Annotated in this window: 13 protein-coding genes and 1 tRNA gene; 5 read left to right on the top strand and 9 right to left on the bottom strand. The window is 63.4% G+C overall.

Features of this window, described 5'->3' with window-relative positions:
* Positions 1-4 precede the first annotated feature (4 nt).
* Complete coding sequence (locus AC6I1W_RS00480) at positions 5-1393, bottom strand: C40 family peptidase (protein ID WP_462552739.1); 1389 nt, start codon at positions 1391-1393, stop codon at positions 5-7.
* A gap of 466 nt (positions 1394-1859) precedes the next feature.
* Between AC6I1W_RS00480 and AC6I1W_RS00475 the strand changes: the two genes are divergently transcribed.
* Positions 1860-1933: transfer RNA gene (locus tag AC6I1W_RS00475), tRNA-Lys, on the top strand.
* Between the two features lie 130 nt (positions 1934-2063).
* The gene (locus AC6I1W_RS00470; RefSeq protein WP_065673497.1) at positions 2064-2843 is read left to right on the top strand and encodes an HAD-IIA family hydrolase; all 780 of its coding nucleotides are present in this window, start codon (positions 2064-2066) and stop codon (positions 2841-2843) included.
* 69 nt (positions 2844-2912) lie between these two features.
* Here AC6I1W_RS00470 and AC6I1W_RS00465 read toward each other — a convergent pair whose 3' ends face one another.
* From AC6I1W_RS00465 to AC6I1W_RS00455, 3 genes are all read right to left on the bottom strand, one after another.
* Positions 2913-4415: a patatin-like phospholipase family protein gene (locus AC6I1W_RS00465; protein WP_270236243.1), complete on the bottom strand. Its 1503-nt coding sequence runs from the start codon at positions 4413-4415 to the stop codon at positions 2913-2915.
* 50 nt (positions 4416-4465) lie between these two features.
* Positions 4466-5431 carry an L-lactate dehydrogenase gene (locus AC6I1W_RS00460; protein ID WP_065673495.1) on the bottom strand — a complete coding sequence of 322 codons (966 nt, stop codon included), beginning with the start codon at positions 5429-5431 and terminating at the stop codon, positions 4466-4468.
* Positions 5432-5564: 133 nt separating this feature from the next.
* Positions 5565-6530, bottom strand: coding sequence for a lactate/malate family dehydrogenase (locus AC6I1W_RS00455; RefSeq protein ID WP_270236245.1), 966 nt, complete (start codon positions 6528-6530; stop codon positions 5565-5567).
* Between the two features lie 136 nt (positions 6531-6666).
* Between AC6I1W_RS00455 and AC6I1W_RS00450 the strand changes: the two genes are divergently transcribed.
* Together AC6I1W_RS00450 and AC6I1W_RS00445 are read left to right on the top strand one after the other, a co-directional pair.
* Complete coding sequence (locus tag AC6I1W_RS00450) at positions 6667-7602, top strand: cation diffusion facilitator family transporter (protein ID WP_270236246.1); 936 nt, start codon at positions 6667-6669, stop codon at positions 7600-7602.
* 96 nt (positions 7603-7698) lie between these two features.
* Positions 7699-8157, top strand: a complete 459-nt coding sequence (locus tag AC6I1W_RS00445) for a deoxycytidylate deaminase (protein ID WP_063279320.1) — start codon at positions 7699-7701, stop codon at positions 8155-8157.
* Between the two features lie 124 nt (positions 8158-8281).
* Here AC6I1W_RS00445 and dhaM read toward each other — a convergent pair whose 3' ends face one another.
* The 4 genes from dhaM to AC6I1W_RS00425 all read right to left on the bottom strand — a co-directional run bounded on the left by dhaM (position 8282) and on the right by AC6I1W_RS00425 (position 11721).
* Entirely contained in the window at positions 8282-8713 is a 432-nt protein-coding gene (gene dhaM / locus AC6I1W_RS00440; RefSeq protein ID WP_004809145.1) for a dihydroxyacetone kinase phosphoryl donor subunit DhaM, read from the bottom strand.
* On the bottom strand, positions 8710-9363 hold the full coding sequence (gene dhaL, locus AC6I1W_RS00435; protein WP_493536987.1) for a dihydroxyacetone kinase subunit DhaL: 654 nt from the start codon (positions 9361-9363) through the stop codon (positions 8710-8712). Before dhaL ends, dhaM begins: the two co-directional genes overlap by 4 nt.
* The gene (dhaK, locus tag AC6I1W_RS00430) at positions 9351-10352 is read right to left on the bottom strand and encodes a dihydroxyacetone kinase subunit DhaK (RefSeq protein ID WP_270236249.1); all 1002 of its coding nucleotides are present in this window, start codon (positions 10350-10352) and stop codon (positions 9351-9353) included. Before dhaK ends, dhaL begins: the two co-directional genes overlap by 13 nt.
* A 91-nt stretch (positions 10353-10443) precedes the next feature.
* Positions 10444-11721, bottom strand: coding sequence for an MFS transporter (locus tag AC6I1W_RS00425; RefSeq protein WP_036979564.1), 1278 nt, complete (start codon positions 11719-11721; stop codon positions 10444-10446).
* Between the two features lie 203 nt (positions 11722-11924).
* Here AC6I1W_RS00425 and AC6I1W_RS00420 point away from each other — a divergent pair, with 203 nt between their 5' ends.
* The gene (locus AC6I1W_RS00420; RefSeq protein ID WP_270236251.1) at positions 11925-12800 is read left to right on the top strand and encodes a 1,4-dihydroxy-2-naphthoate polyprenyltransferase; all 876 of its coding nucleotides are present in this window, start codon (positions 11925-11927) and stop codon (positions 12798-12800) included.
* 1 nt (position 12801) lies between these two features.
* Here AC6I1W_RS00420 and AC6I1W_RS00415 read toward each other — a convergent pair whose 3' ends face one another.
* On the bottom strand, positions 12802-14589 hold the full coding sequence (locus AC6I1W_RS00415; protein ID WP_493536988.1) for an ABC transporter ATP-binding protein: 1788 nt from the start codon (positions 14587-14589) through the stop codon (positions 12802-12804).
* Between the last annotated feature and the right edge of the window lie 124 nt (positions 14590-14713).

Genomic DNA, 14713 nt, shown 5'->3' with positions numbered 1-14713 from the left:
TGGCTCAGTCGAGGATGTCCGAGTCAATGCGAAGTGGGTACAACGAGGAGTAGATAGAGGTGAGGCGCACTCCAGCACGTGGATTCGCTGCTTCCACTATCTGCCCGTTACCGACGTAGATGGCGATGTGACCACCGCCTGGTTTGGCAAGGAGGTCTCCTGGCTGGATCTCGTCCAAGGAAATGCGATGGCCACGCGCGATCTGCGACCCTGAGTAGTGAGGCAGATAGATTCCAGCCTGCTGGTATGCCTTCAACACCAGGCCGGAGCAATCGAAGCCGTTTGGACCTTCGCCTCCCCAGATGTAGGCCTTACCCACCTGCGCTTTGGCGTAGTTGACAATGGCGGCCCGGGCGCTACTGGGTGAAACTGAAGGCCTGGGCGTGGGTGTTGGTTTGGGTGCTGGGTTGGTGGTGGTGAGGTACGTGCTGGAGGCCCACAGGTTGTGGCCGTGGTAGTTGACCTGTGTCCAGATGCCAGTGGTGCGTCCGGTGGTGGTGAGGGCGGTGCCGCGAGACACGGTGGTGGCGACCGAGGCGCTCATTGATGCGCCGTTGCGCAGGTTGAGGTTGGCGGTCGTGTAGACGGTCGTGGTGTGGGCTGGTTTTGGTGTGGGCTTGGGAGTGGGCTTGACGGTGGTGGTGAGGTACGTGCTGGAGGCCCACAGGTTGTGGCCGTGGTAGTTGACCTGTGTCCAGATGCCAGTGGTGCGTCCGGTGGTGGTGAGGGCGGTGCCGCGAGACACGGTGGTGGCGACCGAGGCGCTCATTGATGCGCCGTTGCGCAGGTTGAGGTTGGCGGTCGTGTAGACGGTCGTGGTGTGGGCTGGTTTTGGTGTGGGCTTGGGAGTGGGCTTGACGGTGGTGGTGCTCAGGTAACGGGAAGCCACCCAGCGATGGACGCCGTTGTAGACGACCTCGCTGAATCCCTGGGAGGTACGGCCGGTGAGGCCGACCTTCTCGCCGGGGGAGAGCATCCCCACCTTGGTGGTCTGCATGGAGTGCCCTGCTCGGACATTGACGTATGTCGTCGCCTGGGCGAACCCAACCGGAGAGCTGGATGCGGAGGGGTTTGAGGTCGAAGGGCGCCAGGCGACCGATGACAGGTAGTGATGGTCAACGTAAGCCGTGTGGCCGCGGTAAGCGACCGGGACCCACCCGTTTACGGGCGTGCCGGTTTGATTAAGCTGCTGGCCTCTCTCGAGCACACCCAGGATCTTTCCGTGGACGCCTGCCTGGGACCTGATGTTGACGGCGGTGCGAGCCGACACACGGGCCAGGACTGCGGTCTTGGAGGCTTGTGCCTGGGGGACGAAGAACTGACTGCCGCTGATGGCGAGACCAGCGGTGGCCAGAGTCGCGACCCCGGCCCGAAGTGGGCGCACTACACCCATGGAACTGACTCCTTTCGGCGTGTGGACCCGCCTCCATTCGAGGAGCTCCTGACTCTTCCCCGGATCCGTCCACCGACCCAACCAGGAACGCCTCTCGTGACAAGGACATTGAAGGCGGCCGAAACGGTTTCGTCCACTCGGTTGGAGGTATTTTCTGTCGACGTCAACGCGACACGCCGAGAAAGAGCTGAGAATCTCAAAGGTGTTATTTGGGATTTGAAAAAGGTGTCAAAGGTCTCATAATCCGCATTGACTAGGGATGATGCCGTTGGTACTGACAAGGATGCCGGAGGGTGGCGTCGGCAGGATGGCGAGTCTAAGGATTTTCTGCCAACTCTGAAGTAGTGGTTGACGCTTGTGAGTAGGCATCGTCAGGCCTCGTGGAAGGCATGTTGGACAGACCTTGGACAGCGGCAGGCTCCTCGGCCACCTCGCACCGACATGGGCGTGTCGCTACACTAGGGGAGCCCCCGTAGCTCAGTTGGTTAGAGCAGCGGACTTTTAATCCGCGGGTCCTGGGTTCGAGTCCCAGTGGGGGCACTGGCTCACAGCGAATCTGATGGTTGCCATGTGGTGGGCATCGTGTCGCGCCCATGGCGCCTGTCTGCACAGAGGTTCTCTTTGCCCCGCATCCTTCCTGCGCAAGCCCTCCACCGATAGTCTTGGCCTCATGAGAGATCCTGCAGACATCGAGTGCTGGCTGACCGACATGGACGGCGTGCTCGTCCACGAGAACCATGAGGTGCCTGGCGCCAGCGATCTCATCAATCGATGGGTCGACACCTCGAAGCGATTCCTGGTCCTGACCAACAATTCCATCTTCACTCCGCGGGACCTGGCTGCCCGGATGCAAGCTTCGGGTCTGACGGTGCCGGAGGACAACATCTGGACCTCTGCGCTCGCGACCGCGCATTTCCTGGCTGACCAGCATCCCGGTGCCCGCCTCTACGTCATTGGTGAGGCAGGGTTGACGACGGCTTTGCATGAGGCCGGGTTCATTCTCACCGACACCGACCCTGACTATGTCGTCCTCGGAGAGACCCGTACTTACTCCTTCGAGGCGATCACCAAGGCCGTCCGGTTCATTGTCGACGGTGCACGGTTCATCTGCACCAACCCGGATGCCACTGGACCGACCAAGGAAGGCCCACTGCCCGCCACCGGCGCGGTCGCGTCGATGATCGAGGCTGCCTCGAAGCACAAGCCGTACATCGTCGGAAAGCCGAACCCGATGATGTTCCGCTCTGCCCTGAACCGTATCGAGGCTCACTCCGAGACCACCGCCATGATCGGTGACCGTATGGATACCGACATGGTTGCCGGTATGGAGGCTGGTCTGCTGACGGTCTTGGTGCTCTCGGGCATCACCAAGCGTGAGGACGTTGACCACTACCCCTACCGCCCGAACATCATCCTCGACTCGGTGGCGGATCTTAACGAGCTCATCTGAGCTGGTCATCTGACACTGCGACGGCGGTGAACCGCAGGTTCGCTGCCGCGTCGTCCGTGCCGAACGTCCTCACACCTGCCAGGGGATGACGACGTCCTCCGGAGCTGCCGGGTGCCCGTGGCCCTCGAGGACGTATCCCCATGTCTCGATCTCCTCGGGGGCCAGGTCGATGGACATTCGAGCCGCGACGTCGCGCAGATGATCCTTGACGCGCTGCAACTCGTTCATCTCGTCGCGGGTCGACTCCTTCTTGAGCCAGGCCTGTTCCAACTCCCAACCACGTACGCGAGTGCGAACCGCATCCTTGATGAGCTCGTGGTCATCAGAACTGGCCTTGACGTGCTTCTCGGCCGAGCACATCCAGCCGTAATCCCGGTTGATGCGTAGCAAACCAGGATCAACCGTCATGGAGTCGTGAACGGAGAATTCCGGGCCGATGACGACGGCACCGGCGTTGAGGGCATAAGCGACCTCGTCGCGTTCGGTCTCGTCGGTGAGAATCGACACCGATCTGGTCACCAGGTCAAGCATGTTGCGCGAGCCGTAATCAGACTCCCTGCTCGCTCCCTGTGGCGAACAAGTGATGACATATGGGTTCGTGACGCCAAGGTGACCGATGGCCATCTCAGCGGGCACGTTCTCCCGCAGACCGCCGTCGACGTAGTGTTCTCCGTCGAGGTCGACCGGACGGAACACCCCAGGAATCGAGCACGATGCGAGCACGCCACGGGAGACGTCGAAGGTCGAGGAACCGATGGGGTTGTTGTCCCGGTCGACGAGCTCTCCGGACTCGGTCATGTAGCGCAGTTCCCCGGACTCCAGGGCGACGGTGGCAATGCGGACCGACATCCCTGAGGTGGCCAGCAACTCTGATTTGAAGAAGTCCCGATCGAGAAGCTTGGCGAGGATGGGGCCGGCGCGGTAGGTCGACGCGGAGGTCTCGGCGCCCCGGACGATGGTGGAAATGTCGCCGCCGTCCAGGCTCAGCCGCGACAGGGTGGACAACAACTGCAGGATGACCCCCGGCGTCCAGGAGTCGGCAGGGATGGGGTCGTCACGGGTGGCGATCTCCAGAGTCCACGCCTGGCCGGTGAGCCGGTCGTCGTCGCGGCCCGCGACCGGCTCTGCCGGGTCGGGGACCCTCGTCTGCTCCCCACCTCGGTGGAAGGGCAGGCTCATCCATGGGCGCGGGCCCTTGGCCTTGGCGGCCTCACGATTGAGCAGGGTCATCCATTCCGGGCCCTTCTCCAACAGCTTCGCGAACCACGCCCGCGGGGTGAACATGTCGGACTGGTCGGTCATCTCCAGCCACATCGCTTCCAAATGACGCAGTGCAGCCGCCTGCTTGGCAGGATCCGTCCATTGAGCCAGGGTGCAGGCCACGATCGATCCGGCCGAGGTCGCCACCATTGCGGTGGGGGCGATGCCGACGACGTCATAGAGATGTCGCAGTGCCCCTATCTGGAAGGAGGCCTTGGACCCGCCCCCAGCAAGGACGAGCCCCTGCTGGGGGGACCGGCTTCCGAGCCCGAAGGCGAGAGTGGGAATGCCGAGCCATGAGGGGAATTCCATGGTTCGATCCTACGGGCCGCAGCCAATATTCACGGCACGAACGGTCACCCTTAGGAGGCGGCTGCGATGGTCTCCTGAATGGCTGTGATCGTGGCGTTCAGATGCTCCTGTTCCCAGTCGTCCAGCGGCACCTCGAGGATTCTCTCGACACCCTTGACACCGATGACGCAGGGCACGCTCATGGAGACGTCACCGTCGTGGCCGTACTGGCCGTGCAGGGTGGTGCAGACCGGGTAGACGGCGTGCTCGTCGAGGAGGATGGACCGGGCGATTGTCAGTGCCGACTGACCGATGCCGGCGCTCGTCCAACCCTTGAGGTTGAATACGTCGGTTCCGGCGTCGTTGATGCGTTCGGTGAGCTCGTCACGGTCCATTGGGTCGGAGTCGAAGAGCTCTGCCAGGCCGTCGAAACCGACACCACCGACGTTGACCCCGGAGAACATCGGGAAGCCCGAAGGTCCGTGCTCGCCGATCATGTAACCGCGCACGTAGTCAGGATCGACCCCGAGGTGGTCGGCGACGACCCGACACATGCGGGCCGAGTCGAGGACCGTCCCGGTACCCAGCACGAGGCCCCGGGGATGGTCGAACTCGGTGCTGGCGATGTGGACCACGGCGTCCAGCGGGTTGGAGCAGATGATGATGGCCGCGTCGTGGTTGCGGCGGGTGATCTCCGCCATGGTGGCGCGGATGATCTTGCCGTTGGTGGCGGCCAGCTCGCGGCGCGCGGCGCTGGTGGCACCGCCCTTTCCGGCGGTGATGGAAGGGCCGGCGGTGATGATGATGACGTCCGCGTCGGCCAGGTCGTCGTAGCCGCCGGCATGGACGTCAACATTGGTGACATTCGGGAGCGCGGTGGCGTGGTGCTGGTCGAGAGCCTGCCCGGCAGCCATGTCCTCGTTGACGTCGATGACGCAGATCTCACCGAAGAGGCCGCTCATCATGGCGTCGGAGAGCACGGCGTCACCGACCCGGCCGACCCCGATGATCCCGAGCTTGTGTGGCTTGATGGGCATGGATACCTCCTGAAGTCGTCGCGAAGTGCAATACGCACCAACGCTCCCATCATTAACCCGGGAGGTTTCAATCTCGTGACGGCCTGGCTCGTTGCGGTGACCACAGTGGTCCCTGTGTGGTGCTCCAGCGGCGTCAGGACGCAATGGCCACGGTGTCCTGAATGGCCTTGACAGTCGTCGCCAGATGTTCCTGCTCCCATTCGCTGAGGGGCACCTCGATGATCTGCTCGACGCCGTGGGCTCCGATGATGCACGGGGTGCTCATGGAGACGTCGCCGTCGTGGCCGTACTGGCCGTGCAGGGTGGTGCAGACCGGGTAGAGGGACCGCTCGTCACGTACGATGGCTTGCGCGATCGTCATCGCGGCCTGCCCGACTCCGGCATTCGTCCAGCCCTTGAGGTTGAATATGTCGGTTCCGGCATTGTTGGTGCGGGTGGCGATGTCGTCGGGATCCAGCGGAGTGACGCCGAAGACCTGCGGCAGGTCGTCGAAGCTCACGCCACCGACATTGACCCCGCTGACGAGCGGGAATCCCGAAGGTCCGTGCTCGCCGATCATGTAACCGCGCACGAATTCCGGGTTCACACCGACGTGGTCTGCGATGAGACGGCACATCCGCGCCGAGTCCAGGAGGGTGCCGGTGCCCATGACGAGCCCCCGCGGGTGGTCGAACTCGGTGCTGGCGATGTGAACGTTGGCGTCCAGCGGGTTGGAGCAGATGATGACCGCGACGTCGTGGTTGCGCTTGGTGATCTTGGTCATGATCTCGCGGATGATCCGGCCATTCGTGGCGGCCAGCTCGCGGCGATCGGCGCCGGTGGCAGGGCCCTTGGACGGATCGATGGACGGTCCAGCTGCGATGACGATGACGTCGGCGTCCGTCAGGTCGTCGTGGTCGCCGGCAATCACCGTTGTGTTGGGCATGTTGGGGACTGCGGTGGCGTGGTGCTGGTCGAGAGCTTGGCCTTCAGGCAGTCCCTCTTTGATGTCGATGAGGACGATGCGACCGAACAGCCCACTTGCCATGGCGTCGAAGAGCACCGCTTCCCCGACGCGGCCGACGCCAATGATCCCCAACTTGTGTGGCTTGATGGACATTGCGAACCCCTTCGATCGTCCTCGTTATGTCCATCCATGATGCACCTCGAACGATTCATTGATGCGGTGTCTCGCCAATGCCCGTTCCTTGCGAAGAACACAGGAAGAACACAGGATGGGCTGGGAGAATGTCTGAGTGACGACAATTCCCGACATCTCCGAGGCACCGCCGCGGCATCGGCCGCCAGACGATCTCAGCCGCTTCGCATGGCTGTCGATCGCTGCGGCCGCTGTGACGATCCTGCTGAAGACCCTCGCCTGGCGTATCACCGGGTCGGTCGGGCTCCTCTCGGACGCTGCGGAATCCCTCGTCAACCTCGTTGCTGCGATCATCGCCCTGGTCGCCCTCAAGGTGTCGATCCGTCCGCCGGACAAGAACCATCCCTTCGGGCACTCTAAGGCTGAGTACTTCTCCGCCGGTGCCGAGGGGATGATGATCTTCATCGCGGCTGCGGTCATCATGTACACCGCCGTGCAGCGGTTCATCCATCCCCGGCCCATCGAGGACGTCGGTATCGGTCTGCTGGTCTCGGTGCTGGCCTCGGTCGTCAACGGGTTGGTCGCGTGGGTGCTGCTCAAGAATGGTCGGCAGCGTCGATCCATGACCCTCATCGCCGACGGAAAACACATGCTGACCGACGTGTGGACCTCGGTCGGGGTCCCGGTAGGAGTTGGTCTGGTCTGGCTGACCGGCTGGCAGCGGCTTGACCCGATCGTCGCCTTCGCAGTCGGCGTGAACATCCTCGTCACCGGGGCCAAGCTCGTCGGCCAGTCCGGTACGGCCTTGCTTGACGTCTCCCTGCCCAAGGAGGACAACGAGGCAATTCGGGACTTCCTGGACGCCCACTCCAACGACCACGTCAAGTTCCACGCGGTGCGTACCCGGGAGGCCGGCTACCGGAGTTTCCTCGAGTTTCACATGCTCGTGCCGGGATCCTGGACGGTCAAGCAGGGTCATGACGCCATGGAGGACCTCATTGACGAAATCCTCGATGAGTGGCCTGAGATGCGGGTCAGCGGCCACCTGGAACCGATCGAGGACCCCCGCTCCTATGAGGATATGGACGTCTGATTCCATGGGGCCGGTCATGACTAGGGCCGGTCATGGTGGTTCACCGGAGAAGCGTCTGGTAGACGTGGAACGACGGACGAATGAGAGGAGTCCGAGATGGCTGAGGTCAACGGCGAGGTCGTGACGGTGCCTGATTGGGACGAGTACTTCCTGGGCATAGCTGAGGCCGTCGCGGCCCGGGCCAAGTGCATCCGTCGTCGTGTTGGCGCCCTTCTCGTCCACGAACACCGCATCATCGCCACGGGCTACAACGGTGCCGCTCCCGGTCGTCCGGACTGTCTGGAGGGAGCCTGCCCGCGCGGCCGGCTGGGGTACGGGGAGGTGCCCGCCTTCTCCGACTACGACGTTCCCGGTTCCCCGGGGTTCTGCATCGCCATCCATGCCGAGGTCAATGCACTGCTCTTCGCCACCCGCGACACCGCCGGGGCGACGGCCTATGTCACCGACAAGCCATGCCCGGGATGTCGAAAGGCGCTCGCGGCTGCGGGCGTGGTGAGGGCGGTGTGGCCGGACGGTGAGCTCGACCAGGACGGGCTCGTCAACTGGGAGCTGTGACGGCGTCGTGGCCGCGCTGGCCCCCCGCCAGGGCGTTGTGCTCTCCAGAATCGAAAAGCTCTCAAGAAATGCGAGACGGTGGTGCCCGGATGAACCGGACACCACCGTTGCTCTGAGAACGGACTCAGTCGTTGGAGATCTGGGAGATCTTCGGCTCCAAGGCCTTCTCCGCCTCGGCGGCGACGACCTCCAACTCGGCCCCCGTCGACGCCATGACGGCCGCGACGACAGCCCCCTCGACCAGCGGGGCGGTGGAGATCTTCACCTTGCTGGCGATCTCGGGATCGAGGAATTCCAGGGCCATCTCGGCCGACAAAATCGCCGATCCCAGATCCACCAGTACGAGGATCCCGTCGCAACTACCAATCTTCTCGATGGCGGCGCTCACAGCAGCCGCATCGGTGCCCAAGGTGGTGTCGTCGAGACCGGCGGCAACCTCGATGGGCGGAGTATCCGGACCGGGCAGCATCTGGGATGCAAGATCGGCCGCAGCACGTCCCAGCGGTCGGCTGTGGGAGACGATGACGATTCCAACGCCCTGGTTCGATTCACTCATGATTCAGCTCCTGACAGGCAGCGTGCGGCGGACCCCACGAGCATGGCCATTGAGGTGGCTCCTGGGTCCTGGTGTCCCCTACTTCGTTCTCCAAGATAGGAGGCCCTGCCTCGACGAGCCACCATCTCGATGGTCGCATCGCGGCCCTCATTGGCGGCTTCCGCCGCCTTGGCAAGGGCCTCGGCGGCAGAACCACCGTCGGCGGCGACCTTCTTGACGGCATCAACGGCGGGGGACAGCGCATCAACCAAGGTCTTGTCGCCGACCTCAGCCTTACCGCGAGCCTCGATGCCGGCCAGGCCGGCATCGAGGGCATCGGCAAGCAGCTGAGCAGTGGGCTCGCCGTCAGTCTTGATGACCGTCGACAGACGCAGGAAGAAGGTGCCGTACAGGGGGCCGGAAGCACCACCAACGGTGCTCACCAGCGTCATCCCCGCCTTCTTGAGCAACTCGGCGGCAGAGGCGAAGGAATTCGGGTCAAGGGCGGCAACTGCGGTCATTCCGCGGGCCATGTTCGAACCGTGGTCGGCGTCACCGATCTGGCGATCCAGGTCAGTGAGCTCATTCGCGTGCTCCGAGATGTCCTCCGAGTAATCCTTGAGCCACTCGGAAACGGTCGCGGCAGAAATTTCAGGCATCAGCATCCCCATCGAAGTCCAGGAGTCTCCACCGGGGCATCCCACAGCGTCAGGAGATCGTCGTCAGCGGAGAGCAACGTCAAGGAACATCCTGCCATCTCCAGACTCGTGATGTGGTTGCCGACCAAGGTGCGGGCAACCTTGACACCCTTGCCCTCCAGGATCTTGGCGATCTCTCCCCACACCAAGTACTGCTCGATGAGCGGGGTTCCACCCATGCCGTTGAGCATGGCGATGACGGGAGCTCCGGTGAAGTCACGGTCTGCCATGATGGGCTCGACGATCTGGGCAGCGACCTCGGTGGCCGTCCCCAGCTTGACGGTCTCGCGACCGGGCTCGCCATGGATACCGACGCCGGACTCCATCTTGTCGTCACCGAGGTCGAAGGTGGGCTTGCCGGCTGCCGGCACGGTACAGGAGGTGAGGGCGACGCCGAAGGAGCGGCCACCGTCATTGATGTGCTTGGCGAGCTCGAGCAGGGCGTCGAGATCACGCTTCTCCTCGGCAGCGGCACCGAGAATTTTCTCGGCCAGGACCGTCAGGCCCACACCACGACGACCGGCGGTGTACAGGGAGTCCTGAACGGCAACGTCGTCGGCGATGACGACGGACTCGACGCGGGTGCCGACCTCCATCGAGGCCAGCTCGGCAGCCATGTCGAAGTTCATGACGTCACCGGTGTAGTTCTTGACGATGTGGAGCACCCCGGCACCACCGTCAACGGCCTTGGTGGCCTCGGTGATCTGGTCGGGAACGGGGGAGGTGAACACCTCGCCGCAGCAGGCGGCGTCGAGCATTCCGCGACCGACGTAGCCGGAGTGCAGCGGTTCGTGGCCGGATCCGCCACCGGAGACCAGGCCAACCTTCCCGCTGACAGGGCCGTCGGCGCGTAGCACGATGCGGTGTTCGAGATCGACCTTCAGGGAATCGGGGTGGGCGGCTGCCACGCCGCGCAGGGAATCAACGACGACGTCCTCAACAGCGTTGATGAGTTTCTTCATGGGACCAGTGAACCATCTTGGCCCTGAATTTCCAGAGGGGGCTCTAGGGAAAGGTGGACTGTGTTCACCTGTGGTCGCACCACTGAACGGCTCACTTCGTCTGCTGGACGTAGTCGATCGTCACCGTGCCACGTACCTGACGCAGCCAGGGGGCCCGCTTGGAGGGATCGAAGACCACCCGGATCTTGTCGTTGTGCATGATGACGGCGGTGATGACGACGAACGTGATGCCCAGGCTGATGGCTCCCCATGCGACGGTGGAGCGCGGGCCGATGGCGTTGCCGATCCATCCGACGATGGGGGAGACGAACGGGGTGCCGCCCATCACCAGGGTGGCCCACAGGCTCATGACACGTCCGCGCATCTGCGGGGTGACCGAGGTCTGCACCATGGCGTTGGCGGTGATGAGGGTCGAGATGGCTCCCCAGCCGACGAAGATCTTGAGCACGGCGAAGATGCCGTAATTCGGGGCCAGGGCGGACAGACCCATGCTGACGCTGTAGACGAGCAGGGCCAGCTCGACCCAGCGCAGCCGCGGCTTGCGTCGAGCCGCTCCCAGTGCGGCGGCCATTGAGCCGATACCCATGAGGGAACCGAGCAGACCGTACTCGCCAGATCCCTTGCCGAAGGCCTGAGTCGCCATGACCGCATCGGAGATGTTGAAGTTGAAACCGAAGGTTCCCATCATGAACCCGATCGCCAGCAGGATGACGAGGTCGGGGCGACGCTTGACGTACCGGACGCCGTCTCGCACTCGTGCCTTCTCGGACGATGGTGGGGACGTGTGAAGACGGTCAGCGTTGATGAGCAACAGGGTTGTGATGAACCCGATGAAGCAGAGGACGTTGATGGCCATCACCCAGCCGACTCCCACGGTGGCGATGAGCAGACCGCCGAGGCCAGGTCCGAACAGGCGGGCTCCGTTGAAGGAGGCCGAGTTGAGGCTCACGGCGTTGGGCAGGTTCTTCAGCGGGACGAGCTCGGAGACAAAGGCCTGGGTGGCAGGGCTGTAGAACGCGCCGGCGATGCCGTCCATGGCCGAGATGACGAAGACCATCCACAGCTGCACCGCCCCGGTGAGCACGAGGGTGGACAGGATCGCGGCGTCGATGGCCATGACGATCTGGGCGGTCACCATGATGCGGCGCTTGGACATCCGGTCAGCCAGGGCACCGGCCCAGGGAGTGATGAGGAGGATGGGGGCGAAGTTCACCGCCATCACCCAGCCCAGCATGGCCGCGTTGCCGTGGGTGAGGATGATGAGCACCAGCCATGACTGGGCGGTACGGGCCATCCACTGTCCCATGTTCGTCATGAGGGTGCCCGAGAAGTAGATCCGATAGTTCGGAACCGTCAGGCTGGCGAACATGGTTCTCACGGGGACTCCTGCCAAACTCGATGGGATTGTGGGGTAAGAGAGATTATGTACCGCTTCCGTAGCTTCTGCTGATGCGGGGCTGAATGTGCAGCGGCGATATGGTCGCCCGTGGTGCATGTCCCGGGAAGATCTGCGGTTCAGCACCGTCATGACGTGAATTTCACGTCTTCACCGTCTATCCCAGGAGTTTGTCTATGGCCACAACAGCCGAATGGCTCGAGGGAGCTCGTCCGCGCACCCTTCCCACTGCGATCGCACCGGTGCTCGCCGGAACCGCGATTGCCATCGCCGACGGCGGTGCGCGCTGGGGGCTGGCGACGCTGTGCCTGGTGGTGGCCCTGGGGCTGGTCATCGGGGTGAACTTCGCCAATGACTATTCCGACGGCATTCGCGGCTCCGACGGTGAGGATCGTGTCGGTCCGCTGCGGCTGGTCGGTTCCGGGGTGGCCGAGCCCTCCCACGTCAAGGCAGCAGCCTTCGGGTGTTTCGGTGTCTCGGCGGTGGCCGGTCTGGTCATCACCATCAGCACCGGACACTGGTGGTTTCTCATCCTGGGCTTGGCGTGCATCCTTGCGGCCTGGTTCTACACCGGAGGATCTCACCCCTACGGATATGCCGGGCTGGGGGAGGTCTTCGTCTTCGTCTTCTTCGGATTGGTGGCCGTCGGCGGCACGGTGTACGTCCAGACCGATCACGTTGGTGCCGCGGGGTGGGTGACGGCCAGCCTCATTGGTTTCCTGGCGTGCGCGGTACTGGTGGCCAACAATCTGCGCGACATCGACGGTGACCGGACTAGTGGCAAGCACACCCTGGCCACCAAACTGGGGCACCAGGGGACCCGCGTCTGCTACCTCGCTTTGGTGTTCATGGCCGGCGTCGGCGTCATCGTCGTCGCGGCGTTGACGACCTGGTGGGTCCTGCTGGGCCTGCTCATGATCGTCTTGCTCGTCTCCCCGGTGAAGGCCATGGTCACCAAGGCCACCGGAATGGCCCTGGTGCCGGTCCTCAAGAACACCGGGCTGGCCGAGTTGGTGTGCTCGATCGGACTGTTCGTCGGGGCGCTTATCTGACTTACAGCTTGATGCCGAATCGCTCCAGCCTCTTGCGGTCGGCCTTCGAACTGGATGCTTGCAGGGCCAACAACTCGGCGTAGATACCTCCGGAGGCGGCCAGCTCGGCCGGGGTGCCGATCTCGTCGACGCGACCGGCGTCCAGGGTGACGATCCGATCCACGCTGGAGATCGTCGAGAGGCGGTGGGCGATGATGAGGCTGGTGCGGTCGGCCATGAGGGATTCCAGACCGGCCTGCACCCACCGCTCGGACTTAGTGTCCAGGGCTGAGGTGGCCTCGTCGAGAACGAGGATCGGGGCGTCCTTGAGCAGGGCCCTGGCAATCGAGATGCGCTGCTTCTGGCCACCGGAGAGCTTGATACCGCGCTCCCCGACGAGGGTGTCGTACTGCTGGGAGAACCGCTTGATGAAGCGGTCGGCGTAGGCGCGGTGAGCAGCGTCGCGGATCTGCGCGTCGGTGGCCTCGGTGCCGTAGGCGATGTTCTCCCGGATCGATCCGGAGAACAGTGCCGGATCCTGGAAGACCACTCCGATACGTCGTCGCAAGGCATCCGGGGTCACCTGAGAGATATCGTTGCCGGCCACCATGATGGCGCCCTCGGTGACCGGGTAGAGGCCGAGAAGCAGGTTCACCAAGGTGGACTTTCCGCCCCCGGATTCGCCCACAAGTGCCACCTTCTCGCCGGGACTGACGTCGAAGGTGACATGGTCGATGACCCGATTGGTGCCGTCGTAGCTGAAGACGGTGTCGTTGAAGGAGATCATCGGGACGCCCGGCTCGGGCTCGCGGATGGTCGTCGTGGCGGTCTGCGGTACGTGGGCCGGACGGGTCTCCATGACGGAGAAGTAGTCCTTGGACCCGGCCACGGCGCGCTGGGCGACGTCGATGATGTAGCTCATCATCTGCACCGGCTGGCGAGCCATCGTCATGAGCTGGATGAGCAGGATCATGTCCCCGACACCGAAGTATCCCTTGGCTGTTCGGACGAAGATGATGGCGTAGATACCGAAGAAGATGACGTTGAGGACCACCCTCCGCACGGTGTCCATGAGGTGCCAGTGGTTGGACTGCTGGCGGGTGGCGTCGACGGTGGCGTCGTAGTGGTCGTTGAACTGTTTCTGCTCGCTGGCCTCGGTGACGTAGGACTTGACGACGCGAATCTGGGAGACGACCTCCTGGAAACGTCCGCCGGCGGTGTCGATGTGGTGGTTGATGACGTCCTGATGGGTCTGCCAGTTGCGTGACGTCAAGGCCGTCAACCAGACGTAGATCGGGAAGACGATCGCCAACAGCAGGGCCAGCGGCCAGTAGTAGATGGCCGAAATGATGAGGACGGCGAACGTCGTCAGCAGCAGGGTGAAGAAGTTGTTCGAGAAGGCCTTGGCGAAGTCGGTGACATTGGTGATCGATCGGGTGAGCTTGGAGGTGATCGATCCGGTGAGCTCCTCGTCGAACCAGGACTGCGGCAGCTCCAGCAGCTTGCTGAAGTACCGGGTCGACAGGATCTGGCGCATCTTGGCGCTCATGATGTCGCCTAGCCATCCGTTGACGTTGGTGAGCAGGGAGTTGACGACGTCGAGGACGAGGATGACCACCGCGAGAAGCATGATGTCGCGGATGTGGTGGTCGTTTCCGCGCACGCCTGCCACGGCGAGGTCGGTGGCCCGGGCGATGACGAAGGGTACGGCCAGCTGAGTGATTGCGACGATGACAGCCGAGATGACGACCCCGAGGTAGAACTTCCACAGCTGCGAGGTGAATCGAAGGATTCGTGTCAAGGAACGCATGGGTCTCCAGATGAGCGGATAGGGATCGTCAGGGACGTGTCAACAAAACCGTATACCTTTGCCATGCCAGGATCATCTTTGCCTGACCTCATGCCGATGGCGACACCCGCCACGGCGAAACGTC

The sequence above is a fragment of the Cutibacterium sp. KB22876 genome, from assembly GCF_059728865.1.
This window is presented reverse-complemented; position numbering and strand designations above follow the sequence as displayed.